Annotated in this window: 15 protein-coding genes; 14 read left to right on the top strand and 1 reads right to left on the bottom strand. The window is 43.7% G+C overall.

The annotated features are described in order from the left end of the window. Positions 1–8: 8 nt before the first annotated feature. The 14 genes from flhB (at position 9) to PQR79_RS05485 (ending at position 14,336) form a co-directional block, all read left to right on the top strand. Entirely contained in the window at positions 9–1,142 is a 1,134-nt protein-coding gene (gene flhB, locus PQR79_RS05550) for a flagellar biosynthesis protein FlhB (RefSeq protein ID WP_238107136.1), read from the top strand. 114 nt (positions 1,143–1,256) lie between these two features. Beyond that, positions 1,257–3,356: a flagellar biosynthesis protein FlhA gene (flhA, locus tag PQR79_RS05545; protein ID WP_238107137.1), complete on the top strand. Its 2,100-nt coding sequence runs from the start codon at positions 1,257–1,259 to the stop codon at positions 3,354–3,356. A 29-nt stretch (positions 3,357–3,385) separates the two neighbouring features. Further along, a complete protein-coding gene (flhF, locus tag PQR79_RS05540; RefSeq protein ID WP_238107138.1) occupies positions 3,386–4,774 on the top strand; it encodes a flagellar biosynthesis GTPase FlhF in 1,389 nt (462 codons plus the stop codon). 4 nt (positions 4,775–4,778) lie between these two features. After that, positions 4,779–5,660 carry a MinD/ParA family protein gene (locus PQR79_RS05535; RefSeq protein ID WP_238107232.1) on the top strand — a complete coding sequence of 294 codons (882 nt, stop codon included), beginning with the start codon at positions 4,779–4,781 and terminating at the stop codon, positions 5,658–5,660. After that, positions 5,653–6,372, top strand: coding sequence for an RNA polymerase sigma factor FliA (locus PQR79_RS05530; RefSeq protein ID WP_238107139.1), 720 nt, complete (start codon positions 5,653–5,655; stop codon positions 6,370–6,372). Before PQR79_RS05535 ends, PQR79_RS05530 begins: the two co-directional genes overlap by 8 nt. 45 nt (positions 6,373–6,417) lie before the next feature. Beyond that, on the top strand, positions 6,418–6,801 hold the full coding sequence (cheY, locus tag PQR79_RS05525; RefSeq protein WP_007649667.1) for a chemotaxis response regulator CheY: 384 nt from the start codon (positions 6,418–6,420) through the stop codon (positions 6,799–6,801). 13 nt (positions 6,802–6,814) lie between these two features. Continuing rightward, a complete protein-coding gene (locus tag PQR79_RS05520; RefSeq protein WP_238107140.1) occupies positions 6,815–7,552 on the top strand; it encodes a protein phosphatase CheZ in 738 nt (245 codons plus the stop codon). Positions 7,553–7,567: 15 nt separating this feature from the next. After that, positions 7,568–9,775, top strand: coding sequence for a chemotaxis protein CheA (locus PQR79_RS05515; protein ID WP_238107141.1), 2,208 nt, complete (start codon positions 7,568–7,570; stop codon positions 9,773–9,775). Between the two features lie 30 nt (positions 9,776–9,805). Further along, positions 9,806–11,014, top strand: a complete 1,209-nt coding sequence (locus PQR79_RS05510; protein WP_238107142.1) for a protein-glutamate methylesterase/protein-glutamine glutaminase — start codon at positions 9,806–9,808, stop codon at positions 11,012–11,014. Next, on the top strand, positions 11,007–11,462 hold the full coding sequence (locus PQR79_RS05505) for a membrane anchored protein in chemotaxis locus (RefSeq protein ID WP_238107143.1): 456 nt from the start codon (positions 11,007–11,009) through the stop codon (positions 11,460–11,462). Before PQR79_RS05510 ends, PQR79_RS05505 begins: the two co-directional genes overlap by 8 nt. Before the next feature lie 37 nt (positions 11,463–11,499). Then, a complete protein-coding gene (locus PQR79_RS05500) occupies positions 11,500–12,294 on the top strand; it encodes a ParA family protein (protein ID WP_238107144.1) in 795 nt (264 codons plus the stop codon). Then, complete coding sequence (locus PQR79_RS05495; protein ID WP_238107145.1) at positions 12,278–13,363, top strand: chemotaxis protein CheW; 1,086 nt, start codon at positions 12,278–12,280, stop codon at positions 13,361–13,363. The genes PQR79_RS05500 and PQR79_RS05495 overlap by 17 nt, the downstream gene beginning before the upstream one ends. A 2-nt stretch (positions 13,364–13,365) precedes the next feature. Further along, complete coding sequence (locus PQR79_RS05490; protein ID WP_188923600.1) at positions 13,366–13,860, top strand: chemotaxis protein CheW; 495 nt, start codon at positions 13,366–13,368, stop codon at positions 13,858–13,860. A 77-nt stretch (positions 13,861–13,937) separates the two neighbouring features. Then, positions 13,938–14,336: a DUF2802 domain-containing protein gene (locus tag PQR79_RS05485; protein WP_238107146.1), complete on the top strand. Its 399-nt coding sequence runs from the start codon at positions 13,938–13,940 to the stop codon at positions 14,334–14,336. A gap of 69 nt (positions 14,337–14,405) precedes the next feature. Here PQR79_RS05485 and PQR79_RS05480 read toward each other — a convergent pair whose 3' ends face one another. Next, positions 14,406–15,767: an RsmB/NOP family class I SAM-dependent RNA methyltransferase gene (locus PQR79_RS05480; protein ID WP_238107147.1), complete on the bottom strand. Its 1,362-nt coding sequence runs from the start codon at positions 15,765–15,767 to the stop codon at positions 14,406–14,408. Between the last annotated feature and the right edge of the window lie 57 nt (positions 15,768–15,824).

Raw genomic sequence — 15,824 nt, 5'->3', positions numbered from 1 at the left:
GAGGCGGCATGGCAGAAAATGATAGTAGTCAAGAGCGCACAGAAGACCCCACCGGGAGGCGACTTGAGCAAGCACGTGAAAAAGGCCAAGTCGCTCGTTCAAAAGAGTTAGGCACTGCAGCAGTATTACTCGCTGCATCGGTGGGTTTTGCAATGACGGGGCCGTCAATCGCCATCAGTCTGTACACCATGATGAAACAAATTTTCACAATGGAGCGCGACCAAATATTTGATACCAACTCGATGTTTCGTGTTTGGGGAGTGGTCGGAAATGAACTTGCTTGGCCGTTGATTAGTTTTATTGCCTTGCTGGCATTGGTGTCGTTTATTGGCAATATCGCCTTAGGTGGTATGTCATTTTCGGTCAAAGCCTTTATGCCAAAAGGCAGTAAATTAAACCCCATGAATGGCTTTAAGCGGATGTTTGGAACCCAAGCATTAGTTGAGTTAGCCAAAGGGATAGCTAAATTTTCTGTAGTGGCATTATCTGCTTATTTTTTATTACGCTTTTACTTTTTCGATATTTTAACCTTATCAAGTGATCATCTGCCCGCTAATGTATACCACGCGTTGGATCTGTTGGTGTGGATGTTTATTTTACTGTGCAGTTCGATGCTATTAATTGTGGTGATTGATGTGCCATTTCAAATCTGGAATCACAATAAACAGCTTAAAATGACCAAACAAGAAGTCAAAGACGAGTACAAAGATACCGAAGGTAAGCCAGAAGTGAAAAGCCGCATTAGACAAATGCAGCACGAGATGGCACAGCGACGGATGATGACAGAGGTACCTAATGCTGATGTGATTGTGGTTAACCCAGAGCATTACGCAGTGGCGGTTAAATATGATGTTAGCCGTTCATCAGCACCCTTTTTAGTTGCCAAAGGTGTGGATGATGTTGCGTTTAAAATTCGCGAGATTGCTCGCGAACATAATGTGGCGATTGTGTCAGCGCCGCCACTCGCGCGGGCGATTTACCACACCACCAAGATAGATCAACAAGTGCCCGAGGGCTTATTTACTGCCGTTGCGCAGGTTTTAGCTTATGTCTTTCAACTTAGGCAATATCAAAAAGGTAAAGGTCGCAGGCCTAAACCTATCCCACTCAATCAACCTATTCCTGACGATTTAAAATACTAAATCAATTAATCTTTGTTGCTTTACTATATATGGCTTAATTTTTGCTTCGTAGGTTTATTCGCGTCAATTAACAGTCCTTTGACGCCGTAGACTGACACAAAGGGTTCCTCTTTTATGGATGCAAAAGCAGCTTTTGGGCAATTTAAACAAATAAGACCAGCCACGTTTAAAGGCATAGGTACACCATTATTGGTGCTTGCTGCGTTGGGCATGGTGGTATTGCCAATCCCCGCTTTTCTACTCGATATCTTATTTTCATTTAATATTGCACTGGCTTTAGTGGTATTGCTGGTGGCGATTTATACTGACCGTCCTCTTGATTTTGCTGCATTTCCTACCGTGTTATTGGTTGCAACGCTGCTGCGATTGGCATTAAACGTCGCCTCTACTCGAATCGTATTACTTGAAGGGCATAATGGCGGCGATGCAGCAGGTAAGGTGATTGAGGCCTTTGGTTCTGTGGTGATTGGTGGCAACTATGCTGTGGGTTTAGTGGTCTTCCTTATTCTTATTATTATTAACTTTGCAGTAGTGACTAAAGGTGCTGGGCGTATTTCTGAAGTTAGTGCCCGCTTTACCTTAGATGCAATGCCCGGCAAACAAATGGCCATTGATGCTGACTTAAACGCTGGCACTTTAACCCAAGATCAAGCGCGCATTCGCCGTGCTGAAGTCACTCGTGAAGCCGATTTTTACGGTGCGATGGACGGTGCGTCAAAATTTGTTAAGGGTGATGCGATTGCCGGTATTATGATCCTTGTCATCAACATTTTAGGTGGCTTTGTTATTGGTATTGTTCAACATGATCTTGATTTCTCCAGTGCGGTTGAAATTTATACCCTATTAACTATTGGTGATGGTTTAGTCGCGCAAATTCCAGGTTTGTTATTGTCGATTGCCGCGGCATTAATGGTAACCCGTCAAAACGAGTCTGGTGATATGGGCCAGATGATGATGAGTCAGATGTTTGACAATCATAAGTCGTTAGCTATTGCTGCAGGGTTGTTATTTATCATGGGCGTTGTGCCTGGCATGCCCCATGTGGCCTTTTTAACGTTTGCTTTCATTACTGCGGGTGCGGCTTATTTTGTTTACAAACGCAATATGGATAAAAAACAAGCGGCATTAGCGGTGGCGACAAAAGGTCCTGCAGAAACCAAAGATAAAGAGCCAAAAGAATTGAGCTGGGATGATGTTCGCCATGTGGATACAATTGGCCTTGAAGTGGGATATCGATTGATCCCACTGGTCGATAAATCACAAGGTGGTGAATTATTAGGCCGAATTAAAGGTGTACGTAAAAAATTGTCTCAAGAACTCGGATTTTTAGTGCCAGCAGTGCATATTCGTGACAACCTTGACTTATCGCCTAATGCGTATCGTATTTCATTGATGGGTGTGGTGGTCGGTGAAGCCGAAGTGAGACATGATTGTGAACTGGCGATTAACCCTGGTCAGGTATATGGCAAGCTGGATGGTATCGAAACCCGTGATCCTGCTTTTGGTTTAGAAGCCGTGTGGATTGCACCTGAACAGCGAGAACATGCACAAACGTTAGGCTACACCGTTGTGGATACCGCGACCGTTGTTGCAACCCATATTAGTCAATTACTCAGTAATAATGCTGCTAAGTTGTTGGGCTACGAAGAAGTGCAACAATTAATGGATATGCTCGCTAAGAACTCGCCAAAACTTGTGGATGGTTTTGTACCTGACATCATGCCGCTGGGGTCGGTGGTTAAAGTGATGCAAAATCTACTTAACGAAGGGGTGTCGGTACGTGATTTACGCACCATTGTACAAACCTTGTTAGAGTATGGCGGTAAGAGTAATGATACCGAGGTGCTGACCGCTGCGGTGCGTATCGCGTTAAAACGCATGATAGTGCAAGAAATCTCAGGACCAGAATTAGAAATCCCTGTCATAACATTGGCACCTGAATTGGAACAGATGTTGCATAAGTCCATGCAGGCGACAGGTGGAGAAGGGCCAAATATTGAACCTGGTCTCGCAGAACGCATGCAGCAGTCACTTTTAGACGCTGCCCAGAAGCAAGAAATGGTAGGACAACCAGCCATATTATTGACATCTGGCATGCTAAGATCCACTTTGTCACGATTTGTTAAATACACTATTCCAAATTTACGGGTGATTTCTTACCAAGAAATTCCCGATGAGAAACAAATCAGGATTGTTTCTGCGGTAGGTCAATAGTGATAATGTCAGTTTAAAGAGGTGCGTACGTGAAAATTAAACGATTTTTTGCCAAAGATATGCGTGCAGCATTGGCTCAAGTAAAAGACACCCTAGGGTCTGACGCTGTCATTATGTCAAACAAAAAAGTCACTGGTGGCATCGAAATCGTTGCTGCAGTTGACTACGACGAGCCAAAAGCGGCCATTGCCTCTCAAGCACCCACAACCAGTTTTATGGATGTGAGCGAAGACAAAGTATCACTAGGGGCTAAACCCGCTGTCAAAGCGCATTCAAAAGTCAGTCCGCCTCCAGCCGCTGACTCATTGCAAGCCCTACTTGAAAAGCAACACAATCGCATGACTCAACAAATGACCGCTACCCGTCATGATGAGCCTGAACTGCCTGAATGGGCGCGCCAATTAGAAGGGGCGAAAACCCCTAAGCCTAGCCCAAGTGTGGCGCCAGTTAATCAGCTAGATAAATCTAACAAATCCAATAAGAACCACTCTGCTGAAATGGATTCATTACGGGAAGAAATGGCGTCACTGAGAAGCTTATTGACTCATCAAGTGTCATCGTTAATGAAAGATCATAAAAAGCGTACAGATCCTGTGGGCGCAATGTTAGAAAGTAAATTAGTCGCTGCAGAGTTTTCTCCTGCGGTTGCTGCTAAACTAGCCGGATTAAGTCAGCATTATTCCCCCGCTGACTTAGTTAGAGCATTACCGCAAAGCTTGGCTAACCTACTGGATAACCAAGGTGATGATATTGTTAAACGTGGCGGTGTTGTGGCGTTTGTGGGGCCAACGGGTGTAGGAAAAACCACTTCACTTGCCAAAATTGCTGCGCGTTTTGCTGCACACCATGGCCCAGAGCAAGTGGCATTAATTACTACCGATCATTATCGTATCGGGGCATATGAGCAATTGGCGACCTATGGTAAAATTATGGGCTGCCCAGTAAAGCAAGCACATGATTTAAGTGAGTTAGAGCAAATTTTGTATCAATTTAGAAATCGTAAGCTAGTGTTAATTGATACCGCGGGTATGGGACAACGTGACATGCGTCTCTATCAACAACTTGATAATTTGACAGCAAATAGTAGGATCCCTATCCGCAGTTACTTGGTCATGTCTGCCACAGGGCAACGTCGTGTGTTACAAGATGCCGTTGAGCACTTTAAACGCATTCCATTATCAGGTGCTATTTTGACCAAATTAGACGAATCCGTCTCAATTGCAGGTGCATTGAGCGTATTGATTCAAAATGAGTTACCATTAAGTTATGTGACTGACGGCCAGCGTGTTCCTGAAGACATGAAAGTGGCTGATACGTTAGAATTAGCTAAACAAGCCCTAACAGCATTAAACGATACAGAACAACAAACGTCACAAGACACGGCATGGTCAAACGACAGTGCCTATGCATTTGAGTAAAGATATGACTCGGGATCAAGCAAGTGGTTTACGTATGATGAATCAACCAAATAACGATAAAGTTAAAGTCATTGCCGTCTCCGGTGGTAAAGGTGGAGTCGGCAAAACAAGCGTGTCAATTAATACCGCAGTTGCATTAGCCGAAAAGGGCAAACGTGTATTGGTGCTTGATGCTGATTTAGGCTTAGCCAACGTCGATGTCATGCTCGGTATCCGAGCAGAGAAAAACTTATCACATGTATTATCTGGCGATGCAGAGCTAGATGACATCATTGTGCGTGGGCCTAAAGGCATTGGTATTGTACCAGCAACCTCAGGCACCCAAGCCATGGTTGAATTGACTCAAGCGCAGCATGCAGGATTAATTCGTGCATTTAGCGAAATGCGTACTCAATTTGACATACTAATCGTCGATACTGCAGCCGGTATTTCAGATATGGTGTTGAGTTTTTCACGAGCTTCGCAAGATGTGCTCATTGTTGTGTGTGATGAGCCTACATCCATTACTGACGCCTATGCCTTAATTAAAATCTTAAGTCGCGAGCACGGTGTGTTCCACTTCAAAATTGTGGCAAATATGGTGCGTAGTTTGCGCGAAGGTATGGAATTATTTGCTAAACTCAGTAAAGTGACAGATAGATTTTTAGATGTGGCACTCGAATTGGTTGCTACTGTTCCTTTTGATGAGAACTTACGTAAATCTGTCCGTAAACAAAAATTAGTTGTTGAAGCTTTCCCCAAGTCTCCATCAGCGATTGCTTACCATGGTTTGGCTAACAAAATTATGACTTGGCCTATTCCACAGCAACCGGGTGGTCATTTAGAGTTTTTTGTTGAACGTTTAGTACAACGTAAGTCAACAGAAGAGGAAAGAGCGAGTGAATAAAGCCGCAGCGTATACTCAGTTCGATAACAAAACATCGATTGTTGAACAGTATGCACCGTTGGTGAAAAGAATTGCTCATCATATGTTGGCAAGATTACCAGCATCAGTGCAACTAGACGACTTATTGCAAGCCGGCATGATGGGGCTACTTGAAGCGTCATCAAAATTTGATGGCAGTAAAGGGGCTAAGTTTGAAACCTTTGCCGGTATTCGTATTCGCGGGGCAATGATTGACGAAATCCGTCGTGGTGACTGGGTTCCGCGCTCTGTTCATCGTAACAATCGTCGTGTTGCTCAAGTCATTGATGAACTAGAGCAACAGTTAGGCCGTGATGCACGTGACACAGAAATAGCTGAAAAGCTTGATATGTCTCTTGATGAGTACCATCATATCTTAAATGATGTTTCCGTGGGGAAAATCATAGGCATAGAAGATCTTGGTGTTTCTCAGGATGTGTTAATCACAGATGACGAATCACCAGATGAAACATTTGACTCTCTTGCTGAGACACAATTCCAATCTGCGCTAGTCGAAGCAATTAAAACATTGCCAGAAAGAGATGCGTTAGTGCTGTCGTTATACTACGACGAAGCATTAAACTTAAAAGAAATTGGTGCCATCCTTGAAGTCAGCGAGTCGCGAGTTAGCCAGATATTAAGTCAGGCTATGCTCCGGTTAAAAGCGAAACTCAAGCATTGGACACAAGAATAATAACTAATTATAGAGCAAACGATTGTTAGCTCACCGGAGGAAACCTTGGACAAGAATATGAAGATTCTTATTGTTGACGACTTTTCAACAATGAGACGTATCATTAAGAACTTGTTGCGAGACTTGGGATTTAATAATACTCAAGAAGCAGATGACGGCTCAACGGCCTTACCGATGTTACAAAAAGGCGATTTTGACTTTGTTGTAACAGATTGGAACATGCCAGGAATGCAGGGGATTGATTTACTTAAAGCAATTCGAGCAGACGATTCACTGAAACATTTACCCGTATTAATGGTGACCGCTGAAGCTAAGCGCGAACAAATCATTGCTGCGGCCCAAGCTGGCGTAAACGGTTATGTTGTTAAACCTTTTACCGCAGCTACGTTAAAAGAAAAGTTAGACAAAATCTTTGAACGACTCGCATAAGCAAGGATAAGTCATGCAGGCATCATTATCGGGGTTAATCACTCTCGAACAGGCCCAGCAACTTGTTGAACTGCTTTCTGCGGGAATGCAAGAACAAGCTGACGAAGTCATTAGAGAACTGGCTTCTCCGCTTCAGCGCGAGCTGTTTGAAGAAGTCGGTAAACTGACACGCCAATTGCACAGTGCACTCAAGGATTTTCAAGTCGATAACCGTTTGTCTGAATTAGCTAACACTGAAATTCCAGACGCCAAAGAAAGATTAAACTACGTTATTGATATGACAGAACAAGCTGCAAATAAAACCATGGATGCAGTTGAAGAATGTCTGCCTTTGGCCGATACCATTATTAGTAACATTCAATCAGTGACTCCAATGTGGGATAAATTGATGCGCCGTGATATTGAGCTAGGTGAATTCAAATCACTTTGTTACGACGTTCAACAATTTATGTCAAACAGTGAGCACGACTCTAACCGACTGCGTGAATTGCTTAATCAAATTTTGATGGCGCAAGACTTCCAAGATTTAACCGGTCAGATGATACGTCGTGTGATTGAATTGGTGCGCGAGGTAGAAAGTAATTTAGTGTCCATGCTAACTGTATTTGGTGAGCATACAGCTGAATCATTACCGAACGTTAACGATAATAAGATAGAGGCAGAAGGCCCAATCATGAACGCTGAGTTGCGCGAAGACGTGGTCACGGGTCAGGATGAAGTTGACGATCTGCTATCAAGTCTGGGTTTCTAATTAGGAGTCAATTTAATGTCCTTTGATGTTGATGAAGAGATACTCCAGGACTTTTTAATTGAAGCTGGTGAGATTTTAGAGCTTCTACAAGAGCAGTTAGTTGCTCTTGAAAATAATCCTGATGACAGTGATTTATTAAATGCCATTTTCCGTGGCTTTCACACGGTAAAAGGGGGCGCAGGCTTTTTAAGTTTGACTCCAATGGTTGACGTTTGTCACGAAGCTGAAAACACATTTGATCTGTTACGTACAGGTAAGCGCGGCGTCAATGCAGAATTAATGGACATTATTTTGCAAGCCGTTGATGCAATTAATTCAATGTTTGCTCAAACACAACAGGGCCAACAGCAAGATCCTGCAGATGCTGAACTACTCTCAAAATTAAAACTATTAAGTTCTGGCGCGCCATTACCTTCAGAAATGGGCGAGGCCGCTGTAGCACCTGAGATTATTGAAGAAGCGATCGACGTTGTCGAACCTGAATACGTTGAAGACATTAACCCTGAAGTTTCAGAGTCAACATCAAGTATTGATGAGATCGATGAGTCTGAGTTTGAAGCACTGCTCGATGCGCTTCATGGCACAGGTAAAAGCCCCACATCAAATGCATCATCAGCAACAATCGAAACGCCTTCATCAGCGGCATCGTCAAGTAGTGACGAAATAACCGACGACGAATTTGAAGCCTTACTTGATGAATTACATGGTTCTGGTTCGTTTAAAACCAAAGATGAACCGGCTGCAGAAAAACCAAAACCGGCTGAACCCGTTGTTGAACCTTTGGTTGATTCTGATGAAATCACGGATGACGAGTTTGAGCGTTTATTAGATGAGTTGCATGGCAAAGGTGCCGCTCCAGCCGTTGGCAAATCACCAGCGCCAGCATCAAACAATGCGTCTGCGCCACCTAAAGCGACTGAAATCGTTAAACCTGCAGCGCCAACTAGCGCCCCAGTGAAAGCGACTCCTCCAGCCCCTAAAGCTGAAGCGGCTAAAGATAAAGCATTAGCCCCCGCTCCTGCTAAAGCACCAGCAGTTCCACAAGGTGAAACAACCGTTCGTGTTGATACCGCTCGTCTTGACGACATCATGAACATGGTTGGCGAATTAGTGTTAGTTCGTAATCGTTTAGTGAGCCTTGGTATTACTCGCGAAGACGAAGAAATGTCTAAAGCGTTAGCCAACCTTGATTTGGTGACGGCTGATCTGCAAGGCGCCGTAATGAAAACCCGTATGCAGCCAATTAAGAAAGTATTTGGTCGCTTCCCGCGGGTTGTTCGAGATTTAGCACGAACCTTAAATAAAGAGATCGATTTAATCATGATTGGTGAAGATACCGATCTTGATAAAAACTTAGTTGAAGCGTTAGCCGATCCATTAGTCCACTTAGTGAGAAACTCCGTTGACCATGGTATTGAAATGCCAATTACGCGTGAGGCGAATGGTAAACCTCGTTCAGGGACTATTACTTTATCTGCCAGCCAAGAAGGCGACCATATCCTGCTTAAAATCGAGGATGATGGTGCCGGTATGGACCCTGATAAATTGAAACAAATTGCGATTTCCCGCGGGGTATTGGATGAAGATGCCGCTGCGAGAATGACAGACAACGAAGCCTATAACCTGATTTTTGCGCCGGGTTTCTCAACTAAGGTTGAGATTTCCGACATTTCAGGGCGTGGCGTTGGCATGGATGTAGTTAAAACACGTATTAACCAGTTAAATGGTACCGTGCATATTGACTCCATGAAGGGCAAAGGCACTGTGCTTGAGATCAAAGTACCGTTAACTTTAGCTATTATGCCAACCTTAATGGTTGATGTGTCGAAACAAGTTTTCGCCTTACCATTATCAAGTGTTAATGAGATCTTTAATTTAGATCTAAGCAAAACCAATATTGTAGATGGTCAATTAACGGTGATTTTCCGCAATAAAGCCGTACCATTATTTTACTTAGAGCAATGGTTGCACAGTAAAAAGACGACCTTTAAACATGGCGATAAAAAACATGGTCATGTTGTGATTGTGCAATTAGGTACAATGCAAATTGGTTTTGTCGTTGATGCATTAATTGGTCAGGAAGAAGTGGTTATCAAACCGCTTGGCAGCATGTTGCAAGGTACTCCTGGTATGGCAGGCGCAACGATTACTTCTGACGGTGGTATTGCCCTTATTCTGGATATTCCTGGTTTACTAAAACATTACGCCAAAAACAAAAAATAAAAATAAAAGTTCCATTATTTAAGGAATTAAATGGCCATAAAAGTATTAGTTGTAGATGATTCTAGCTTTTTTCGACGTCGAGTCAGTGAGATTGTTAATCAAGATCCTGATCTCGAAGTCGTTGCTGTTGCTGTCAATGGCAAAGAAGCCGTTGAGATGGCTGCAAAGCTAAAGCCTCAAGTCATCACTATGGATATCGAAATGCCAGTGATGGATGGGATCAGTGCTGTCCGTGAAATCATGGCAAGCAATCCAACCCCTATTTTGATGTTTTCTTCATTAACCCACGACGGTGCTAAAGCAACGCTTGATGCATTAGAAGCAGGGGCGCTCGACTTTTTACCTAAACGTTTTGAAGATATTGCCACCAATAAAGACGAAGCTATTAGTCAATTACAACAACGTATTAAAGCGTTGGGACGTAGACGAATGTACCGTCCGGTTAGTGCGTCTACGCCAAGCTCAATAGACACTCGCCGGGTAAGTGCTTTGGTTCATTCAACGCCAACTACAGCTCGTCGACCATTAACATCCCGATCTAACTCTGATGTGGCATCGACAACCCCTAGTGCAACGTTAACAGCTCGCCGTGGTATACCGACTGGGGTAGAGCGTCCGAGTTCAGTTCCCGCGTCTACCTCTAGCATTCGTGCTAGCGGCAAGCAATATAAAGCCTTGTTAATCGGTACATCTACTGGCGGCCCGGTAGCGTTGCAAAAAGTGTTAACTGAGTTTCCTGCTAATTACCCGCATCCTATTGTGTTGATTCAACATATGCCGGCTGCGTTTACTCCAGCTTTTGCTGCACGATTAAATACGCTGTGTAAAATCAATGTCAAAGAAGCCGAAACCGGCGATGTGATGCGTCCTGGCTGTGCTTATCTTGCGCCCGGCGGAATGCAATTGATGATTGAACGTAATGGGGGCGCTGGACGCTTAAAGGTTGTCTCAGGTACCAGCGACATGAATTATAAACCCTCGGTCGATATTACTTTTGCCTCAGCATCAAAAGCTTTTGGCAGTGATGTGTTGGCAGTGGTGCTCACCGGCATGGGCGCCGACGGTCGCGAAGGGGCCAGAATGCTCAAGTCCGTCGGAGCAACCATTTGGGCCCAGGATGAAGCAAGCTGCGTGGTTTATGGTATGCCGCAAGCAGTTGCGTCAGCTGGTCTGGTGACTCATTCGATTGCGCTTGAGCACATGGCTGATGCTATTTTAAAAGAGACCAGTCGTGGCTAAGTCAACCAGTGCTTTTTCGACTAAGCTGATGCTAATATTGTTTTTATGCTGTATTACTATCATAGTATTGGCAAGCTTGTATGTTGATTCTAGACGTAAAATGGCATTAATGACTCAAGAAATTGAGCAGTTAAAATCATCACAAGTGTTATTGATGGTGCCTGAAGAACAAGCTGCTAATATTGCTAGTTGGTTAAGCCAACATCCTGAACAGACTCAAGCTATTATTGAAACCGGTACTCAAGATGAAGCGCAAAGTGTGTTAATTGGCCCTGGGGTTAATAATGCCGCCGAGTCTCAAGATAGCCACTTGCTACAATCGCCTGACAGCGCACAGACATTTCAAACTCAAGAAGTTATAGTGTCCGAAAATGCGCAAGGGGTTAAAGTGATAAGCTTACCTAATGGCGGTATACGGGTGACCACCCGTGATGATAAACAGCAATAAACATTCCATCACATAATGATAAGTTGAGAGGCTTTTTTTGAAAGTATGGACGGTAGCAAATCAAAAAGGTGGTGTGGGTAAAACCACCACAGTTGCAAGCCTCGCGGGAGCGTTAGTCAAACGTGGTCAACGGGTGTTAATGATTGACACCGATCCGCATGCCTCTTTAGGCTATTATTTAGGCATTGATTCAGAAGAAGTGCCAGGTTCTCTCTACGATGTATTTTTAAATCATCAAGCATTAACCCAAGAATTAATATTGCAAAATGTCATACCCACGCAAATCGAAGGTTTAGACATCATACCTGCTAACATGGCATTGGCGACGTTAGACCGCTCATTAGGGCATCAAGAAGGCATGGGTTTGGTGTTACGTAATTTATTGGCGCTAGTGGAAGATAAGTACGATGTCGCAATCATTGATTGTCCTCCCGTACTTGGCGTACTCATGGTGAATGCATTAGCTGCAAGCCAACATATTATTATTCCAGTGCAAACCGAGTTTTTGGCGATTAAAGGCTTAGAAAGAATGGTAAAAACCATGGAAATCATGGGGCGCTCTAAAAAAACACGTTATAGCTATACTGTTTTACCCACAATGTATGACAAGCGCACTAAAGCATCTCCCATTGCGTTACAGTTCTTACAAGATAAATACGGCCAAACCCTGTGGCCTAATGATGTGATACCCGTTGACACTAAATTTAGAGATGCCAGCTTAGCGCATTTACCTGCATCGCATTATTCTGCGACAAGCCGTGGGGTGAAAGCATATAATCGCCTGCTTGATTTTTTATACGCTCGGGAGTTTGCCCATGTCAAAATCGGTTGATGAAACTGTTTTTGATTATTTCAGTCTTTTATTACAGGAGCCGAGTCAGCATTCGGAATCTGTTGCCGATGCTGAAGCTTTATCTCAATCGGCAAAGGTTAACGCAGCACAAGCTAAACCGACGACTCCAGATAAAAGAACACTTGATACACCGCGTAGCAGTAATCAATCGGCTTTAGTCACTAGTGCACAAGTATCGATTACTCAATCAACCACAAACAGAGACTTTGCCGAACCAGCATCTGTTGTGGATAAACTCGCACTTGAAAAACTATTGTCAGTGGTTTCTAAGCCTGCAACTCCAAATGTAGATATAAAGCAGCAAATAAAGGCCAGTGCGGAACGTGTTCGTCAGGCAATTAGTCAAACTGAGATCAAAACCCTTGAGAAACCTGCGACAGATAGTGCAAACTTACAAAATAAATCACTAACGAATAAAGAAATCAAACCGTTAGTCGATATAAAAACTGACAATAGCGAGCTAGCTGAACTAAAAGAAGCTATTATTAAGCATGATAAGCTTGCTGAAGAGAAGGCATTACAGCAACAGGCGCAAACCCAAACAGGGGCAACACCGCCAAGTATTACTCATAATCTACAAGAAGTATTAGACGATGAGTTTCAGGTGTTATTCTTTAATGTTGCAGGGTTAACCTTAGCGGTGCCACTGGTTAGTTTAGGCGGTATCATCAAGATCGACAGAATTAATCACATTATTGGCCGTCCATCATGGTTTAAAGGTGTGCAGACACACCGTGACAGTAAAATTAATGTGGTTGATACTTGTGCTTGGGTTATGCCCGAAAAATATACACCGGAGCTGGCTGAAACAGTAGATTATCAATATCTTGTTATGTTAGAAGACAGTGCTTGGGGATTAACATGTGAATCACTGGTTAATGCCGTTAAAATAGATAAATCACACGTCAATTGGCGTGAAAAACCGGGTAAGCGCCCATGGCTTGCTGGGGTAGTAAAACAACAAATGTGTGGCATTTTGCATGTTCAAGCATTAATCGAAATGCTTGATGCAGGTTTAGGCTGTCAGGATTCGATTGACCGAGGTTAACTATGAGCGATTCTAGAAGTGTAGCAGCGGTTGCTGCAGGTAAAGACGATGCAGTATTACAGTGGGTAACATTTAAGTTAGACAATGAAACCTACGGCATTAATGTGATGCAAGTTCAGGAAGTATTGCGTTATACCGAAATTGCTCCAGTGCCAGGTGCACCGCATTATGTATTAGGGATTATTAACTTGCGCGGTAACGTGGTCACGGTGATTGATACTCGTTCACGCTTTGGTTTGCAGTCTGCAGAGCTTGATGATTCAACTCGTATCGTGATTATTGAAGCTGAAAAACAAGTGATTGGTATTTTGGTCGATAGCGTTGCTGAAGTGGTTTATTTACGTCGTTCAGAAATCGACAACGCCCCTAATGTAGGCACTGAAGAAAGTGCTAAGTTTATTCAAGGTGTGAGCAACCGCGACAATGAGCTATTGATTTTGGTTGACCTTGATAAATTATTATCTGACGAAGAGTGGGTTGAATTAACTCAGCTTTAATCATAACCTTGTCTCAAAAAGCCAGCCTAATCATGTGTTGGCTTTTGCTTAGCCAATAGCGCAATAAAGGTATGTTAATGGGTGATGAATTTTTAATTGCAGCTTTAGTTGGCGTTATTGCTTGTCTTGGCTTTGTGCTTTATTTACAAAAACAATCCCGAAAACTGAAAAATAAAGTCGATGCGATAACGGTATTAGTTAAAGAAAGCGATCGTCAGCGTGAAGCTGTAAAGCGTGAATTGCATGAGCTCCGCAGCGGTACTATCGGAGTTGGCCGTCGAGTTGTTGAATTAGAAAAAAGGCTATCTCAACAGTCAGAGATGCTTGAAGAAGCCAGCCAACAAGATCCACAAGCTAAGTTATATTCTCGCGCTGTTAAAATGGTGGGCTTAGGGGCTGGTGTGGAAGAGTTAATGCAAGAGTGCGAGTTACCTAAAGCAGAAGCTGAACTGATTTTGCGACTGCATAGAAAATAATCATTACAACGAGTGAAATAAAAACGCCATCAAATTTGATGGCGTTTTTATTTCACGATGATTCAGTATCTACTTGCGGTGCATTTTAGCGACAAACATACCATCACTGTCTGCAACTTGCGGCCATATAGTGAGCATGCTGCACGATTCACCTGTAAATGGGTGGATCACAGGCACTAATTCAAATTCATTGGTTTGTGCTAAAAATGCCTCAACCACGTGCTCGTTTTCGCTTGGTGACAATGAGCAGGTTGCATACACTAATTGCCCTCCCGATTTCACGGCAGCAGCACTGCGAGTTAAAATATCCAATTGTAGCGCTGGCTTATCGGTCACCGCGCTTGCATCATCTAACCAGCGCATATCAGGATTGCGTCGCCAGGTCCCTGTACAACTACAAGGAGCGTCAACTAGCACACCGTCAAATGTGTCTGCACTTACCGGTAAGGCATCAGATTTCCACGGAGCGACATTAATGTTGTTAAAGCCCGCGCGTTTAGCTCGTTTGTTGAGTTCTTCTAATGGCTTATTACGGATATCAGACGCGGTAATCGTGCCAGTGCTTTGTGGATCTTGTTGTAACATTAACGAGCGTAGCTGTAAGGTTTTACCTCCTGCGCCGCTGCACGCATCCCACCAGATGTGATCGGTTTGAGGTTGACAGATTTGGCCAATGACTTGCGAGGCTAAGTCCTGGATCTCAAGGTGCCCTTGCTTGTAGGTGTCAATTTCATTGAGGTTAATGCTTTTATGACCCAAGCTAATGGCGTCTGCAAAGTATTGACTGGCCATGGCGTCAACACCGGCTTTATTCAGTTGTGCAATGGCAGCGGTGGTCTTCATGCTCTGCACACGAGCCCATATTGGCGGGCGACTGGTCATTGCTTCAACTACGGCGAGTTGATCTGTTGAAACAACAGGACACGTTTGCCAGAACCAGTTGGGCAGCAAATCGCTAAGTTGACAGGCGGTTAGGCCTGATAACGACATAAATAACGCGAGTTTGTCATTAATACTGTCGCTGTTTGTAGGCGGTATTTCTGTTGGCGTCCATGCGGCTATCGTGTCCCATGCTTGAGTGATATCGTGCCAAGCGTGTTGCTCAAGTGCGGCGCAAGCACTTAACTGTCTAAACCAAGTTACGTGTGGCTGCTCGCTTTGTAACTGACTTAACCAGCCCCACCAACGAAACAAACCAAATAAACTCTCACGGATGACACGTCTGTCTTTTGAACCATGTTTTTTGTGTTCACGAAAATATTGGCCAATAATCCTATCGGCAGGCATTTTGCTGTTCATGACTTGGTTAAACAGCATTTCGATAGTGGTGGCATAACTCAGTGCACGTTTTTGCGCGGGAGTACTGGCATCAATAACAATGCTGTCATTAAATACTGACAGAAAGGGTTTAGCAGAATGTGTTTGACTCATTAAATAACCTGATGTGGCAAAATAGCAAAAGTATTGGTGCAACTTAATGCAATATGC

This window comes from Shewanella metallivivens, assembly GCF_028750675.1.
Taxonomy (GTDB): Bacteria; Pseudomonadota; Gammaproteobacteria; order Enterobacterales; family Shewanellaceae; genus Shewanella; species Shewanella metallivivens.
Note: the sequence above shows the minus strand (reverse complement) of the source record. Positions and strands in the feature narration are given on the sequence as shown.

Excerpts from the sequence above, each read along its gene's own strand:
- PQR79_RS05520 (WP_238107140.1), top strand. The coding sequence starts at position 6,815 with ATGCAGGCATCATTATCGGGGTTAATCACTCTCGAACAGGCCCAGCAA.
- PQR79_RS05485 (WP_238107146.1), top strand. The coding sequence starts at position 13,938 with ATGGGTGATGAATTTTTAATTGCAGCTTTAGTTGGCGTTATTGCTTGT.
- flhA (WP_238107137.1), top strand. The coding sequence starts at position 1,257 with ATGGATGCAAAAGCAGCTTTTGGGCAATTTAAACAAATAAGACCAGCC.
- PQR79_RS05495 (WP_238107145.1), top strand. The coding sequence starts at position 12,278 with ATGTCAAAATCGGTTGATGAAACTGTTTTTGATTATTTCAGTCTTTTA.
- PQR79_RS05480 (WP_238107147.1), bottom strand. The coding sequence starts at position 15,767 with ATGAGTCAAACACATTCTGCTAAACCCTTTCTGTCAGTATTTAATGAC.
- PQR79_RS05510 (WP_238107142.1), top strand. The coding sequence starts at position 9,806 with ATGGCCATAAAAGTATTAGTTGTAGATGATTCTAGCTTTTTTCGACGT.
- PQR79_RS05515 (WP_238107141.1), top strand. The coding sequence starts at position 7,568 with ATGTCCTTTGATGTTGATGAAGAGATACTCCAGGACTTTTTAATTGAA.
- PQR79_RS05535 (WP_238107232.1), top strand. The coding sequence starts at position 4,779 with ATGACTCGGGATCAAGCAAGTGGTTTACGTATGATGAATCAACCAAAT.
- PQR79_RS05490 (WP_188923600.1), top strand. The coding sequence starts at position 13,366 with ATGAGCGATTCTAGAAGTGTAGCAGCGGTTGCTGCAGGTAAAGACGAT.
- flhB (WP_238107136.1), top strand. The coding sequence starts at position 9 with ATGGCAGAAAATGATAGTAGTCAAGAGCGCACAGAAGACCCCACCGGG.